The organism is Methanohalophilus mahii DSM 5219 (assembly GCF_000025865.1).
Lineage (GTDB): Archaea > Halobacteriota > Methanosarcinia > Methanosarcinales > Methanosarcinaceae > Methanohalophilus > Methanohalophilus mahii.
Genome location: NC_014002.1, coordinates 1,848,871 through 1,864,193, shown reverse-complemented (window position 1 = coordinate 1,864,193; position 15,323 = coordinate 1,848,871). Strand labels below are relative to the sequence as shown.

Below are 15,323 nucleotides of genomic sequence, written 5' to 3'. Positions count from 1 at the left end.
CCCTAATTACTTTCTTCTGCTGAGGAATATTGCTCCAAGGATGGCGGCAATAGCAAATATTCCTTCAAAGCCGGGAGCACTTTCAGTGGTGGATTCCGCGGATTCCTTTGCTTCTTGTGCAAGTTGCTTTGCTTCATCCACTTCCTGTTGGAGTGCTGCGTAGTCACCCTTTGGATCTTCTGCGGGGAACTGTTCGATCACCGGTATGATGAAAACTCCGCGTGTTGCTTTTCCTGATTCAGGCTCCATGGTAGCGCCCACAAACCAGATTCCGGGTTCATCGAGGGTATAGGAGAACTCTCCCTGTGCATTGGATTTTGTGAGTCTTGTAAAGACCATCGGGGCGTCATAGGGATACATTTCTTCTGCTTCTTCCACAACCCTTTTACCTTCTTCAAGGTCGTGATATATCTCAATTTCCACATCTGCATCTGCCAGCGGTTCATCGTTATGGAGGGCCTGGCCTGCAAATACAAATCCTTCTTCCATACCATAGGGTCTCATGTAGGGTACTATTTCTGTTTCCTGTCCTACTTCACGATCCCAACCCAACCACATCTCTTCTCCACAGTGGATCACGGCTTTGGTGTAATCAATGAGTTCTTCCTCCCCGTCTTCATATTTTACTGCTATCACAGTGTCTCCCAGCTGATCCACGGTAAATGATGTCTTGTAGGCTACAAATGTGTCATCATTGCCGTCCTCATCCATTCCTTCTACCGTAGTCTCCTCTACCGCGAGGGTTTCAGTTGTCCCGTCAGGTTTTATGATGGTCACTTCGGGTATCGAGCTGACATCAAAAGAGATATGTTCATAGGGGTGTCCCCACATGATGTAGATGGTTTTTTCCTCGCCGAGTTCTGCAATATAATCTTCGGGTGTAACATCCCACATATTGTCATCGTCTGATGGAAATACCATGGTGAAATGGGCACTTGCCGTTCCGATCGTGACGACCAGCATAAGAGCTAGTAATAGTATTGTGATTATTTTTCTCATTTTTCGACTCCTTAAATATGATAATTATATACAGAAAAAGCAATAAGTGTTACTATTATTTATTATTTTGTGATCATATTGCATATGGGATTTGCTAATCAGGATTGAATAAATGCTTCTCCTCACGCTTTTTTAGATATAATAAAAAATTAAGCACATGCTCCGGCTGAATGCGGAGTATGCACATAGAACACATAGAAACTTTGCACATCCCTCTTCTTGAGGAATGTTGCCTTTTCCCGATCCTCGATATGCTGGGCAAACACAATCCATTTGCCGTCTGAAGTTTCCCTGCAATCGGTGATCTTGGGTATGTCACATTCTTTTTTGTCCTGCAGCACTACGTGTGCACTGACAAAGGAATCATGCGGCATGTCATGCAGCATATGTCTCACTGGCGAGGCATATGCACGCCTGCTGTACATCATACAACCACTCCCGTTTTTAGTTAACAATAGAATGTATTTGTCGAACATATATGTACTTTACGAAGTGGGTTTTGCATTTCTACAACAATATTTAATACAATAATACTTCATTGTCAATTGCATGCTCACAAAAAGAATCATCCCGTGTCTTGATGTAACCCTGGACGAGGCCGGTGGCACCGTGGTCAAGGGTGTGGAATTCCTTGATCTCAGGAGAGCCGGCGATCCGGTGGAACTGGCAAAACGCTACAATGAACAGGGTGCTGACGAACTGGTTTTTCTGGACATCACGGCATCCCATGAAGGTAGGGATACCATGATCGATGTGATCCAGCGCACGGCCAATGAGGTATTCATCCCCCTTACAGTCGGGGGAGGTATTGGTTCGGTGGAACGTATCCGTGAGATCCTGCGTGCGGGTGCGGATAAGGTTTCAATCAACACCGCCGCGGTCAAGAACCCTGAACTTGTGCGGGAAGGTGCGGACATATTCGGCTCTCAGTGTATCGTAGTTGCCATTGACTGCAAGCGCAATACAGACGTTGAGAACAATCCGGACAAAACGATCATAGAACTTGAGGATGGCAGCAGGGTTTGGTATGAGGTCGTCATCTATGGCGGACGTAAACGCACAGGTATCGATGCTGTGCAGTGGGCCAAAAAGGTGGAAGAGCTGGGCGCAGGCGAAATACTGCTGACCAGCATGGACCGTGACGGTACCTATGATGGCTTTGACCTGCCGATAACCCGCAAACTTTCCGAGGAACTGGAAATTCCGATTATTGCTTCCGGTGGTGTGGGGGAGCCTGAACACATGCAGGAAGGGTTTGTAAAAGGCAAAGCCGATGCAGGACTGGCTGCCAGTATTTTCCACTTCGGGGAATATACGGTTGAAGATGTGAAAAAACACCTTCGTGAGAACAACGTGCCTGTACGTCCCTGAGGTGGCAATTAATGGAAATAGCAGCCTTCCAGCAACTGATGCGTGACCTCTATCTGGAAAACGACAAAAGAAGGGGAAATACAGCTACTGCTCTCTGGCTGGTGGAAGAGGTGGGTGAACTTGCAGAGGCCATTCGCCGGGACGACCGGGAGAACATCCGGGAGGAACTTGCCGACTGTTTTGCGTGGATAGGGGCGCTGGCAAACCTCTATGGGATTGACCTGGAAGAGGCATTCAAAGAGAAATATCCGCAAAGTTGTCCTACCTGCGGCAGGAATCCGTGTATCTGCACGGATTGATAATATTTGTAATTCTGCTTTCCGGTCTTTATTATTTACCGGCTCATTTTTTATTTTCCGCAGAACACTATATTCTTTAGCAATTGTAATATAACATATATTCCTTTTACCCGGCAGCATTTATATAACGCCCGTTCATATGCACACCAGACAATGAACAAAAAACCGGAACTTCTTGCTCCTGCAGGCGACTACGATTCCCTGGTAGCTGCAGTCCAGAACGGGGCTGATGCAGTCTATTTCGGAGGTTCGGCTTTCAGTGCACGGGGCTATGCAGACAATTTCCCGGATCACAATCTCGGGGAAGCGATCGATTATGCCCATCTTTACGGTGTCAGGGTCTATGTGACCGTAAATACCCTGATAAAGGACAGTGAATTCTCGCAGGCCATGGATTTTTTGACTCAATTATGCAATATGGGAGTGGATGCTGTCATCGTACAGGATATTGGGTTGCTTGTCGCCTGCCGTAATCACCTCCCGCAATTGCCGGTTCATGCCAGTACCCAGATGACGGTGCATAACACTGAATCTGTGAAACTGCTGGAAAGATACGGGGTAAAGCGTGTGGTCCTCTCCCGAGAGATGAGTCTGGAAGAGATTGCTGCACTGAATGATAACACAGATCTGGAAATCGAGGTCTTCGTGCATGGAGCCCTCTGTATCTCGTATTCCGGCCAGTGTCTCATGAGTAGCATGATTGGGGGAAGGAGCGGCAATAGAGGCTACTGCGCCCAGCCCTGCCGCAGGCAGTATTCACTTAGTTGTGATGATGAGATTGTTGCAGCAGACTACCTGCTAAGTCCCAAAGACCTGTGTGCAGCCCGTCTGATTCCGGAGCTGATAGCAGCGGGCGTGGATTCTTTCAAGATTGAAGGCAGGATGAAAAAACCCGAATACGTGGCGGGTGTGATCTCCGTCTATCGCAGGCTCATTGATCGTTATTTTGCAGATCCCACAAATTTCCGTGTAACCGAATCAGAGATACGTTATCTTGAACAGCTCTTTAACCGGGGTTTCACTTCAGCCTATCTTGAAGGAGGTACCAGGGATATGATGGGTACCGTCTCACCGGGTAATCGGGGCATTCCCATTGGGACAGTTGTGGGAATGAGCAGGTATATGGATCGTGCTGTAGTTTTCCTTGAGCAAGACCTGACTGTAGGTGACGGGATTGTTTCAAAAGCAGGTGAGGGTGAGAAGATAGGCGTGATCTATCGGGCAGGCAGGCAGGAAAAGAGTGCCTCAGCTGGGGATACTATAGAGATCCCTTTCTCCGGACGCCTGCGCGAGGGGGATATCCTTTACCGCACCCTGGACTGCCGCCAGATAAAACAGTTGCAACAGACCTATACATCTGCTGCACCACAGCGTAAAATCCCGGTCATTATGCAGCTTGAGGCGCGGCTGGGTCATCCTCTAAGTCTGTCAGTGGAGGATGAGGATTGTAATACTATAGCCTTAAATTGCGATTATGTTGTAGAGGCGGCCAAAGGAAAGGCAGCCTCTGAAAAACAGTTGCGTAAACAGCTGGCAAAACTGGGGAATACGGCTTTTGATCCCTCCTCTATATCTATAAAAATGGATGACGGGATCTTCGTTCCCGTTGGTGTACTGAATGACCTGCGTAATGATGCTGTGGACCTTCTGCGAAAAAAACGAACTGAAAAGTATCATCGGAAATGCAGCAAACCTTCTCTTGAGCCGATTAATAATAGAGCAGCGGCTAATACAAACCCCTTGCTCTGTGTGGCTGTATCCTCGGTTGAAGATGCGGGGACTGCTGTGGCTGCAGGTGCAGATGTGATCTATTTCACAGGACTGCACATGCCTTCGGTTGATGAAATTGCTACGGTTAAGAAACAATGCCAGAGTGGTGGAGCGTCTCTTTATCTTTCCACCCCGCGAATTATTAAAAACGGGGAAATGAAAGATCTTTTCTGGCTGCTGGAAGAGGCACGGGAATGCAGTGGACTGCTTGTGGCTAATGCGGGGATGATCGGGATGGCATCGGAAAAGGATATTCCTTTTGTTACCGACACCCCGCTAAATATTTTCAACCACCATTCCTGTACCGTCCTGAAAAACCTCGGGGCCCGTAGGGTCACGGCATCTCCGGAACTGACACTGGATGAACTCGGTCAGGTCGCTGACGGTTGTGAAGGTCTTGAATGCATAGTGGAAGGCAACTTCGAGGTAATGGTCTCAGAATATTGTCCTCTTTCGCACACTTCAGGATGTTCGGATTCCTGCCGGGAAGGGGAATGTGTTCTGGTTGACAGGAAGGGTTATTCCTTCCCCTTAAAAACGGATGAACACTGCCGGACGCATCTGCTTAACTCCCGGGGATTAAGCATGCTTGATTTCCTAGAGGATGTAACTGCCACAGGGGTTTCTGCTATACGTATCGAAACCCGCTGGGAATCACCGGGTGATATCGGCAGGCTGGTTGGCCTGTACAGGCAGGTTCTGGACGGAAGGGCGGATACAAAGAAAATGCGTGCAGGCAAAAAATATACCACTGGTCACTTCTATCGGGGTGTACTATGAAAGTATTCCTGTCAGGTTCTATCAGGGGAGGCAGGCAAAACCTCCCGGTTTATCAGCAAATGGTACAGATCGTAGAAAACCAGGGGCATGATGTGGCCAGTCTGCATGTGGCTGATCCACATGTTGAAGAAAATGAAGCAGGCATGTCCGACTCCGAAATTTATGAAAGGGATATGCACATTCTTGATGGCTGTGACTGCATGGTTGCGGAGGTCTCTCTTGCCTCCACAGGTGTTGGCTATGAGGTATGTTCTGCCCTGAATCTCGGTATTCCGGTACAATGTGTTTACCGTGAGGGTTCAACAGTCTCTGCAATGCTGCTGGGTAACACCAACCACCTGATCCTTTTAGACGAATACCGTGATGAAAAGGAGCTGGAAAGCCTGATATCTTCATTCTTGGATTTTGTGAGTGGTGAAGATTTGCAGCCATGAATTGTTAAGGCAGCCACTCTCTGCATAGGAAACAAATATATAATTATGCTGCATATTTTGGTACATGATAGGTTCAGAGATAATTCTCGTTCTTGTAGCTATTATTATAGCCCTTATGATCTATAAGGTTCTCAAGACCGTTAAGGGGCTCATAGTAAACACCATTCTTGGCCTTGCCATAATTGTGGGAGCGAACATCGTTTTCGGATTGGGTATAGCTTACTCGGCCGTGGTAATCCTGACATGTGCTATTGGCGGACCAATCGGTGCCTTACTGGTTATCCTGCTCAACCATCTTGGAATCTTCTTCTGAAGGTTTGCGGGCTACAAAAAAAATCGAATGGCGGGTATATTCCCTGCCCCTGAATATCTTTTTTTTCAGTCTGTTTTCTTTTTTAGTGATATCTAGTTTATCAAAAAGATCCTCTAATTCTTCCATGATGAAATAGTGGTAGATAATTCCATTTTTGCGCCGGAATGTATGCTGTTCCACGGCTTCCCCTCCATAGCGCATGTCCTGCCTGCCAAAAGCCTCGAAGATAAGTTTTCCTCCGGGTTTCAGTACATTCGTCATCTGGTCTGCAGCCTGTTTTCTTTCCGCCTCAAACAGATGCTGGAGTACCCCCTGGCACAGTACCACATCAAAAGAATCCTCTGGGAAAGGAAGGTCTGTAATGCTTGCCCTGCATAACGGCAATTCTGCTTTTTCCTGTAATCTCAAAAGCCCACGCTGAGAAACATCACAGCCCATGGTTGTATATTCATGCGAGAGGGATATGGCATACCTGCCGTGACCACAACCTGCATCAAGTATTAGTTCGCCTTCCTCAAGTTCCTCCTGCAGGGAGGATATGTCCAGAGGTCCCGCCCACCGGACATGACGGTATTCCTCTTCCCAGGCATTGAAATGTTCGAAGGCCATGTCAGGGCCTGTACGCTGCAGCTTCCCTGAAGCGTTTGATCAGGAAATCTTTTTCCAGGGAGGAAAGGAACCATCCGGCTTTCGGCCCGGAAGCCTGGCCCAGCAGGGATATGTAGAGGGCTTTGAACAGATCCTTCGGGCCGATGGTAAATTCCTCTCCAAGTACTTTCTCCATCTCCCTGTGCAGCCTGCCTCCTTCTTCCTTTGCGGAATAGACAAGATTGTGATAATCAGAGCCATCAAGTTCTGCGCTTTCTTCCAGTACATCGGCAAGTGTGGTCAGGAATGCTCGTTGTTTGTCAGAAAGGGTAGCTGCAAGTTCAGGCAGTTTCTCCTGAACACTGAATTTTGCGAAGGGAGGCGCATACATATCAAGCCAGTTGCCCACATTATCGGCGAGCTGTTTTATGCATTCCGTATTTTTGGTATCGTAACCTGCCCTTTCCACGATTTTCAAGATCCTGTCGAAATCCCCGTGAGCTACCTGGTGGATGGTTGTCATGTGCTTGAACGGGATATCCGTATGACACAGGCCGCTTGCATGGGACAGTTCCTTTACACGCCTGTCATATTCGGATGTCCCGCCTGTCTGATGGAGTTTTTCATACTGGTCTACAAGAGTGAGCAGTGGCTGTGCAGGGTCGAAACGGATGTGTTTTTCGGGCTTGGTTCGGATAATCAGGTATCTCAGGACCTCAGGAGGTACGACCTTGAGCATGTCTGCAATGGATACGACCACACCGGTGGATGAGGACATCGCCCCTTCCTTGCCCAGCATAATCCATTCATAGACGATAGGGTGTGGAGGTTCGCAGCCGAAAATTTCCCGGGCGATTCTCTTTCCGGTATCATAGGAACCTCCTCGTGAGGCATGGTCCTTGCCGAAAGGTTCCACAGTCACACCGAGGATCTGCCAGCGGGCAGGCCAGTCCACACGCCAGGTAAGTTTCCCGCCGCCCTGCATGGGTACAGTACCACTGTGGCCGCAGGAGCATGTATAATCCACCGTTTCTTCCCTTTCATCAAAACTCGTAACTCTTGTGGTATTGATCTTTCCGCACTGCATGCAGATCGGGTTGAAAGGACTCCAGTCATCACCAGGTTGCCTTCCGGAAACCTCTTTCAGGATGGCTGCAATCTTATCTCTCTTTTTCAGGGCAGTTTTGATGCCCTCGTTATACCTTCCGGATTTGTAAAGTTCATCTGCCAGGTATACTTCAGGCTTGATTCCCAGCCGGTGCAGGGACTTCAGGAAAGGTTGCAGGAAATGGTCAGCATAATTCTTGCATTCACCGCAGGGGCAGGGGATCTCGGAGAGAGGCTTACCCACATGTTCCTCATAACTTTCATCCAAAAACGGATAGACCTTTCTCAAGGGGTCGTAGGTGTCTGCAATGTAGATCAGTTCTGCGTTTGCATCCCTGTCAAGTAATGCGCGATATGCAGCATCGGCTGTTACAACTTCCCGCATGTTCCCTACATGGATGTGGCCGGAGGGGGTGATACCGGTGGCAACGAGGTGTGTGTTTCCCCTTTCCAGGGTTTCTTCAGCAACAACATCTGCCCAGTGTGTAATTTCTGTCATTATGTTCACCGATAATGATTTTGTCCAAAATATCTATGATTGTGTGCCATTCTAAAGGTTTCATGTTTTAAATGGATATCTGTAGGCATCGAAATTTATTTATCAATAAGGCCCTATCGGAAAGCCATGATTCCTTCCAGGGCGTTCCTCACAAAGGGAACAGGTGTCCACCGGGATAAACTGGCTTCCTTTGAACTTGCGTTAAGGGATGCGGGTATTGAAAAATATAATCTTGTGAGTGTTTCCAGTATCCTTCCACCGGGTTGCAGGATAATTCCAAAGGAAGAGGGTCTTGAATATCTCCGTCCCGGAGAGATCGTCTATTCCGTACTTGCCCGCAACCAGACCAATGAAGCTCATCGTCTGGTAGCCTCGGCAGTAGGCACCGCGGTACCTGTGAATGAGGATAATTATGGATACATTTCAGAACATCATTCCTTCGGAGAGGATGAGGATACCGCAGGGATGTATGCAGAGGATATTGCTGCCACAATGCTAGCAACCACCCTGGGCATTGAGTTTGATGCAGATTCTGCCTGGCAGGAAAGGGAACAGCTCTACCGGGCCAGCGGTCATATTATCAATACCTCCCATATCTGCCAGACCGCCAAAGGCGACAAGAGCGGCCTCTGGACAACCGTTGTGGCTGCTATGGTATTTGTGGAGTGAGTCAATCAGTTATTTCTGTGATAATTTCTTCCAGATCGCAGAAGTCAGACCTGAAATTATAGGCCCCGGCATTTATGAATGTAATAGGATCGCCAATTTGCGGCCTATTTTCGAGATAAACACGGTACCTGAACAGATCCATTGAACAGGGTGTACAACCCTTGATCACATAGGCTTCTCCTTCATGACTGCTGACCTCATTTTCCACACGCAGTTTTACAGGTACCAGGATTGCATCCATATCACTGTTGTAAACGGAAGCATTCACGATGACATTGTCCTCATACACCGCCATCACACGGGTTACCAGTTTGCCGGCAGGTGCAGCGATATACCTCCCGGGTTCAACCATAAGGGATATGTCCCTTTCATGCAACCATTTCCTGAAATCTGTAATTCTCTTGAAAATGCCTCCGATGACATCAGCATTACTGTTAGCATAAACCGAAGGCAAACCTCCCCCGATATTGAGAATGTCTATGGCATCCAGTGTTTCAGGAGTGATTACATCTTCGATGTCCCTTTGCAGTTTCCATTCGCTCACATTCTGGGTCTTCCTGTGGAAATGTATGCCAAGTTTACCGATATTAGGGCTGTCCACCAGTTCGCCAATGTGCCGGTTGATGGTCGCAGAAGGCATACCAAAGACAAAATAGCGTTCTGTACGGATGGAATTTTCCCGCAGTTTGAGCCTGAGCATAAGGTTGACCCGGTGGTTGGTGTCCTTAAGGGTTGTAAGCAGGACATCCAGGTCATGTTCGTTGTCCAGAATGAAATTCCGAATGCCCCTGTCATAGAGGTCCTTTGCCTGGGCACTGCTCCACCCCTGTGCCAGAAAGACCGTCCGGGAGAGATCATCTATATGTTTCAGTTCGTTCTCCATATGGACGCTGAAAAGACAATTCGTCATCTCTTCAAGTACGGAGGTGACTTTGGGGTTCGTCTTGGAACTGTATGAGACAATGTCAGCTATATCCTCCACCAGACCGTACTGCTGCATAATCACTTTTTTTGAAAGAATGAATTTGGGCTCAGGGACAGTCATTATATAAATCTCTTTATTTATTTTCGATATTCAGTAATCCTTCTTCGTACAATTCATCCAGTGCATGTGTCATTGCCATAGGGAAGGTTATGCTTACATCACCGATAACCGTGGCAATATCACTTTCATCCTTTACCTTACCCCAGGATTTTGCTTCACTTGTATTGGCACCGGACATGCTGCCGGAAGTGCGGTGGGCCGTGGTCATGTATACAGCATATTCCGCCCCTCCGTTGAGCAATGTAGCAAGGATTGCATGGTGTTTGGATATTGAACCGCCCAGGGCGATCACTCCCTTCCTGTCATCATAGCTGGTGGTAAGGAGAATATTGCCGAAATCCTGCACGACGTCCACTATGAAATCCGGGTTTTCCTGCTGGAAAAGATACAAGTGGAATCCGAAGGCACCATCGGTTATGGCTGGACAGAAAAGAGGCACATCATGCTTTGCTGCCTGGTAAAGGATTGAGTTTGTGTCATCCAGAAGCAGGCCGATTTCCCGCAGCATCTCTGATACAGACCATCTTTTTTGCTTTGCATGGAGTTTCCTGAGGATGTCCGTTATCATATCTTCGAAATTCATGTAACTTTGATTCTGGATAAGAAGATTACCAACCCGGTTAATTCCTCTCTCATGGAGTTCCACATCATCGGTATTGAAGGTGCCGATGGAGAAAACTTCCCCGGTAGCCTTCATTATATCCTCTTCAAGACCTCCGACTGTTGTAACAAGCACATCTGCAATTCCCAATTCGATGAGCTGGGCAAAAAATCCTCTCAACCCGGAAGTAACCATGTTAGAGGTAAATGTAAGGAAAACCTTTGCTGAATCCTTTTTCATCTTGACTATTACTTCGGAAGCCCGATGTAGTTCTACACTCTGAAATCCCACGTTCTCATAGGAATCAACGAGTTCGGACACTCTCATGTCTTTTTTCCAGTGGAGATCCTTTACCTGAACCATTGTATATCACGACTTTTGGGAAATTATTCATGTTCTTATTCACTTAAAAAGCTGTTCGGCATTTGTGTACAGGCGTTAAATATATATTTATAGATTCTCTACTTCCCTTTCGCATAACCTAATATAATATGTATTCTAATTTTCCTCTGGCAGTGGGTCATTTATGCATACCGAGAGAACCGAAGAATATCTGGAAACCATACAGGGCTTAATCAACCGCACCAGTTCCCCGGCCAAGAACAAGGATATAGCAAAAGAACTTGACCTCGCTCCGGCAACAGTTACCGAAATGATACAGCGCCTCTCCGATGAAGGTCTTGTGACTCATGCTCCTTATCGCGGGGTTGAATTAACCGAATCCGGAATGATACAGGCTAACAATCTCCAGCGAAAACATCTGGTGCTCAAGAACTTTTTTACCAGGGTACTTGATATTACTGAAGAAGTAGCGGACCAAGAAGCCTGTGCGCTCGAACATGTTATGTCAGATGTTGTACTTGAAAGAATGTGCTCTTATCTGGCAGAAAAAGGTCTTTGCGATATTTCTGAGACCTCTCTACCTTCTAAGTGTAGTTTGAGCAGGGAACATTATATTTCTCTTGTAGAAATGAATGAAAAGACCAAAGGAAAAGTGGTAATGGTTGCCCTGCCAAAAGAGACCAAGGACCGGCTTACTTCACTGGGTATGATTGCTGGTGAGGATATTGAAATCAAAAGAAAACAGAAACAGGGATGTATTTCTATAATTACCAAGGGTACGGAAATAGCCCTGGGGAATGAAGTGGCGGAAAAAATATTTGTGAAACCTGCAGAAAACGGCCACATACAGCGGAGACGTGGTAATCATTCCTGATTCTTGCTGCGGGGCAGCTGAAAAACGCATGCATGATGGTGATCATGACATGACAATTGCCTTTGTTGGCAATCCCAGCGTAGGTAAAAGTGCTTTTTTTTCCAGGGTCACCGGTGTGGGTGTCATGGTTTCCAATTATCCGGGAACCACAGTGGAAATGACACGTGGGACTGTAAAGGTTGGCCAGAAGAAGATAGATATTGTGGATTTGCCGGGTATTTATTCGCTGGGTACTTCCACAGAAGATGAACGGGTCTCAAAGGAATACCTGGTGCGTGAATATCCTGATGTAATTGTAAATGTGGTGGATGCCACACGACTGGAACGTAACCTGTATCTTACCCTTCAGATACTGGAACTCGGGGTGCCCGTGGTAATTGCCCTCAATCAGCTGGACGCTGCAAGGGAAATGGGTATTGATATTGATGCTCCAAAGCTCTCCCAGATACTGGGCGTACCTGTTGTACCTACTGTTGCCACCAAGGGAATCGGGCTTGATGAAGTCCTGAAAGAAGCAGTTGACCCGTCCCTTTCTCCAGAAGGTCGAATCCGTGTTCACTATGATAATCATATAACTAATGCTATCAATGATCTTGATGTGGATTTTCCTGATACGGCCTCTGTAATAAAATTGCGTGCTCTTGAAAATGATGCTGATTTTGTACGCATGTGCTGCAGGCCCCATGAAGCAGACCTGCTTCTATCAAAGGCTTCAGAAATGGCTTCAGAAATCGAAGATGCCCACGACATGGCGATTTCAGATACCATGGCAAGAGACCTCTACGGGGAAGCCGGACAGATTGCAGACTCTGTCCTGTCAATTGTGGAAAAGGACACTTCTCTAAAGCATCGTATTGATGACATGCTCACATCTGAATATGTAGGTATCGTGGGTCTTGCAGCGGCTCTTTTACTGACTTTCCTTCTGGTTTTCAGGGTTGGGGGATTTTTGGAGGAGGGAATCGTCCATCTTTTTGAAACCTACCTGATAGCTCCGGTTGAAGCGGAGCTTGCAACAAGCAACCCTATTGTGCGCAATGTAATAATCTATTCCCTGCTGGGCATAGAGGCCGGATTTGCCATTGCAATTCCCTACATAGGGGTTTTTTATATCATTCTCTCTGTTTTCGAGGATTCGGGTTACCTGACCCGAGCAGCCTTCCTGCTGGATAACCTTACTCATAGGATGGGGTTGCATGGCAGGGCAGTAATTCCCCTGGTCCTGGGACTAGGGTGTAATGTACCGGCAATCATGGCTACACGTGCATTGAATACATTGAGAGAGAGGCGGATTGCTTCAACTCTCATAGCCCTTATCCCCTGTTCTGCAAGGACTGTTATTATTCTGGGACTGGTAGGTACCTTTGTGGGTTATTGGGCTGCGGTATCAATCTATGTGTTGGAGATCTTCATAATTTTCATTACCGGCTGGATACTGGGCAGGGGTCTTCCCGGGGAACGGACCGGATTTATAATGGAAATGGGTCCGCTGAGGCATCCTGATGTTGTTTCCACTCTTAAGAAAACCTGGCTCAGGATACGTGAGTTTGTTTACATCGCTTTCCCTCTTCTGATAGTGGGGAGTGCATTACTGGGTGGACTGGATACTCTGGGTATTCTGGATATTTTCGAGAATGCCGTATCTCCTATATCTGTAGGACTTCTGGGTCTGCCTGCTTTTGCTGCCACAGCACTTGTATTCGGTATCCTGCGCAAGGAAATGGCGCTGGAGATTCTGGCGGTGCTTGCGGGTACTGCCAACTTTGCGCTGGTATTGACACCTCTGCAGATGTACGTGTTTGCTATAATCACAACAATATACATCCCATGTGTTGCAACCATTGCAATACTAAAACATGAGCTGGGCACAAAGGATACTGTTATGATTTCAACATTTACGATAGTCCTTGCATTTACCGTGGGCGCATTAGTCTACCAGCTCGGAATGCTCTTGTAAAACAGGTAAAAATCGACAGGTTTTTAAAAACAATCAACGGAGTTAACCTTAATGACACGCATCACTGACCCCCGGAAAAGAAATACAATGTCTGTTTTGCAAGACATTTTTGAAATGAACAATATGAGGGAACCTGTGGGTGAAGAGGTGGATTCATTGCTCGAAACCATGGGCACACATGCCAGTCTTGTAGAGGACGGTGTTTTATTAAAAGAAGCTTTTAATGATACAAACCCCGATTTGCCACTGAGAGTCAACGAAGGAATGTAATTTTACCAATCGGGCGTGAGATTGAGTAGTTCTACTACATCCCGCAGGATGTCTGGATCAAACTCATCATCTATCCTGTAGTCACTTAGTAAGTGGCCTTCCAGGCTAATCCCATCCACGTAACCGTACCAGTAGATAACCATTCCGCTACCGTACAATTCTTCATAACGGGAGAATTGTTTTTCGAGATAGGTCTGATGTTCGGTCTCGTTACCAAATACCGCTTTGCTTTCTACCCAGTTTACCTGCTGGCCTCGTATCTCAACAGGATATGGGAGGAGAAAATCAGGTGTTTTTTCTGCACCTTGTTTTCTCAATTCTTCTTCTGTTAGATATTCGATATTTCTGTATTCAAGCCATCTGGCTACAATCATTTCCCCGAATATTCCCTTTCTGGCCTGAAAAGAGTGGGCTTCAGGTGAAAAATAGAGGTCTGCTTCAAGAGCTTCCTTTATTTCAGCTGCAAGCCGGTTGTCTTCTATTTCATTGAGGTGCTTGAATACGTATTTCTTGGACATCTCCATTTCTTTTAGCAGTGTTGTGGCTATAAGGGTAGGTGGGAACTTGTATTCTTCAGAAAGTTGAATTATGCTGCTACCCATCTTCCATTTTTTGAGCAGCAAAGCACTTTTATTCTGGATGAAATAATAATTTTTCTTGACATGATCAATAATTTTCTGGTGCAGGATGGAAGCTACTACACCTACAGGCTGACAGTAATCCAGGGCCAGTTTTTCGAAGTCTGAAGCATCCCTGACGTTTCGGTGTATCTCATTATATTCAGTTTTGTCCATCCTTGTTCTCCTTCAGGAGACATTTGTCGCATTGTTTGGTTGCACAGTACCTTTTAGCGTACTCCACTATCAGGGCGTGATATTCCTTGTACATTTCCACATCTTTTGGAATATTTTTCTCAAATATTTCCTGCAGCTGGTGGTAATTGCCCTCAATTCCGATACATCGCATTATTCTGGTCGTATACGCATCAATTACAAAACAGGGTTTTCCGGCAGCATATAAGAGGATACTATCTGCGGTTTCAGGTCCGATGCCCTTTAATTCAAGTAAACGCCTGCGTAGTTTTTCTGTTGGAAGTGAAAAAAGTGCTTCTTCTCCATGATGATCAAAATAGCTTGATATCTCCTGTAATCTGCTGGCCTTTTGTCTGTAAAATCCGGTACATCTGACATCCTCTTCAAGTTCCTGCAGATCTATCTCTGCCAGTTTGCCGGCCTCAATCATATTCTTCTGTTTGAGGTTATCGATAGCTTTTTCCACATTGGTCCATTTTGTCTGCTGGGTAAGTATTGCTCCGACTATAACCTCAAAAGGGGTTTCAGCAGGCCACCACTGCTGGGGGCCAAATTCCCGGATGAGTGTGTCATATACAGATTGCAGCATATCT

17 protein-coding genes are annotated in these 15,323 nt (G+C 46.6%); 9 read left to right on the top strand and 8 right to left on the bottom strand.

What is annotated here, in order from left to right; translation table 11 throughout:
- Positions 1-6: 6 nt before the first annotated feature.
- The gene (locus MMAH_RS09480; RefSeq protein ID WP_013038336.1) at positions 7-999 is read right to left on the bottom strand and encodes a DUF4198 domain-containing protein; all 993 of its coding nucleotides are present in this window, start codon (positions 997-999) and stop codon (positions 7-9) included.
- A 149-nt stretch (positions 1,000-1,148) separates the two neighbouring features.
- Positions 1,149-1,427, bottom strand: coding sequence for a hypothetical protein (locus MMAH_RS09475; RefSeq protein WP_013038335.1), 279 nt, complete (start codon positions 1,425-1,427; stop codon positions 1,149-1,151).
- Positions 1,428-1,548: 121 nt separating this feature from the next.
- On the opposite strand from MMAH_RS09475, the gene hisF reads away from it, so the two are divergent.
- The 5 genes from hisF to MMAH_RS10390 all read left to right on the top strand — a co-directional run bounded on the left by hisF (position 1,549) and on the right by MMAH_RS10390 (position 5,966).
- Entirely contained in the window at positions 1,549-2,370 is an 822-nt protein-coding gene (gene hisF, locus MMAH_RS09470; protein WP_013038334.1) for an imidazole glycerol phosphate synthase subunit HisF, read from the top strand.
- Positions 2,371-2,381: 11 nt separating this feature from the next.
- On the top strand, positions 2,382-2,669 hold the full coding sequence (locus MMAH_RS09465) for a MazG nucleotide pyrophosphohydrolase domain-containing protein (protein ID WP_013038333.1): 288 nt from the start codon (positions 2,382-2,384) through the stop codon (positions 2,667-2,669).
- Positions 2,670-2,822: 153 nt separating this feature from the next.
- Positions 2,823-5,219, top strand: a complete 2,397-nt coding sequence (locus MMAH_RS09460; RefSeq protein WP_013038332.1) for a DUF3656 domain-containing U32 family peptidase — start codon at positions 2,823-2,825, stop codon at positions 5,217-5,219.
- Positions 5,216-5,653, top strand: coding sequence for a nucleoside 2-deoxyribosyltransferase (locus MMAH_RS09455; RefSeq protein ID WP_013038331.1), 438 nt, complete (start codon positions 5,216-5,218; stop codon positions 5,651-5,653). Before MMAH_RS09460 ends, MMAH_RS09455 begins: the two co-directional genes overlap by 4 nt.
- Positions 5,654-5,717: 64 nt before the next feature.
- Positions 5,718-5,966: a pro-sigmaK processing inhibitor BofA family protein gene (locus MMAH_RS10390; RefSeq protein ID WP_013038330.1), complete on the top strand. Its 249-nt coding sequence runs from the start codon at positions 5,718-5,720 to the stop codon at positions 5,964-5,966.
- On the opposite strand, the gene MMAH_RS09450 is transcribed toward MMAH_RS10390, so the two are convergent.
- On the bottom strand, positions 5,925-6,575 hold the full coding sequence (locus tag MMAH_RS09450) for a class I SAM-dependent methyltransferase (protein WP_013038329.1): 651 nt from the start codon (positions 6,573-6,575) through the stop codon (positions 5,925-5,927). The two genes, MMAH_RS10390 and MMAH_RS09450, sit on opposite strands and share 42 nt — an antisense overlap.
- A 1-nt stretch (position 6,576) precedes the next feature.
- Positions 6,577-8,160, bottom strand: a complete 1,584-nt coding sequence (gene lysS, locus MMAH_RS09445) for a lysine--tRNA ligase (RefSeq protein ID WP_013038328.1) — start codon at positions 8,158-8,160, stop codon at positions 6,577-6,579.
- 126 nt (positions 8,161-8,286) lie between these two features.
- On the opposite strand from lysS, the gene MMAH_RS09440 reads away from it, so the two are divergent.
- Entirely contained in the window at positions 8,287-8,829 is a 543-nt protein-coding gene (locus tag MMAH_RS09440; protein ID WP_013038327.1) for a pyruvoyl-dependent arginine decarboxylase, read from the top strand.
- A 1-nt stretch (position 8,830) separates the two neighbouring features.
- On the opposite strand, the gene MMAH_RS09435 is transcribed toward MMAH_RS09440, so the two are convergent.
- Positions 8,831-9,874, bottom strand: a complete 1,044-nt coding sequence (locus MMAH_RS09435; protein WP_013038326.1) for a type III PLP-dependent enzyme domain-containing protein — start codon at positions 9,872-9,874, stop codon at positions 8,831-8,833.
- Positions 9,875-9,887: 13 nt separating this feature from the next.
- Positions 9,888-10,838: a deoxyhypusine synthase family protein gene (locus MMAH_RS09430; protein WP_013038325.1), complete on the bottom strand. Its 951-nt coding sequence runs from the start codon at positions 10,836-10,838 to the stop codon at positions 9,888-9,890.
- A 163-nt stretch (positions 10,839-11,001) separates the two neighbouring features.
- Between MMAH_RS09430 and MMAH_RS09425 the strand changes: the two genes are divergently transcribed.
- The 3 genes from MMAH_RS09425 to MMAH_RS09415 are packed head-to-tail and all read left to right on the top strand — an operon-like array spanning position 11,002 to position 13,918.
- Positions 11,002-11,691 carry a metal-dependent transcriptional regulator gene (locus MMAH_RS09425; RefSeq protein WP_013038324.1) on the top strand — a complete coding sequence of 230 codons (690 nt, stop codon included), beginning with the start codon at positions 11,002-11,004 and terminating at the stop codon, positions 11,689-11,691.
- The gene (gene feoB / locus MMAH_RS09420) at positions 11,675-13,648 is read left to right on the top strand and encodes a ferrous iron transport protein B (RefSeq protein WP_245526224.1); all 1,974 of its coding nucleotides are present in this window, start codon (positions 11,675-11,677) and stop codon (positions 13,646-13,648) included. Before MMAH_RS09425 ends, feoB begins: the two co-directional genes overlap by 17 nt.
- A gap of 51 nt (positions 13,649-13,699) precedes the next feature.
- The gene (locus MMAH_RS09415) at positions 13,700-13,918 is read left to right on the top strand and encodes a hypothetical protein (RefSeq protein ID WP_013038322.1); all 219 of its coding nucleotides are present in this window, start codon (positions 13,700-13,702) and stop codon (positions 13,916-13,918) included.
- 2 nt (positions 13,919-13,920) lie between these two features.
- Here the strand turns inward: MMAH_RS09415 and MMAH_RS09410 are convergent, their stop codons facing one another.
- On the bottom strand, positions 13,921-14,712 hold the full coding sequence (locus tag MMAH_RS09410; RefSeq protein WP_013038321.1) for a C15orf41 family protein: 792 nt from the start codon (positions 14,710-14,712) through the stop codon (positions 13,921-13,923).
- A complete protein-coding gene (locus tag MMAH_RS09405; protein ID WP_157198732.1) occupies positions 14,699-15,319 on the bottom strand; it encodes an endonuclease III domain-containing protein in 621 nt (206 codons plus the stop codon). Before MMAH_RS09405 ends, MMAH_RS09410 begins: the two co-directional genes overlap by 14 nt.
- Positions 15,320-15,323 lie beyond the last annotated feature (4 nt).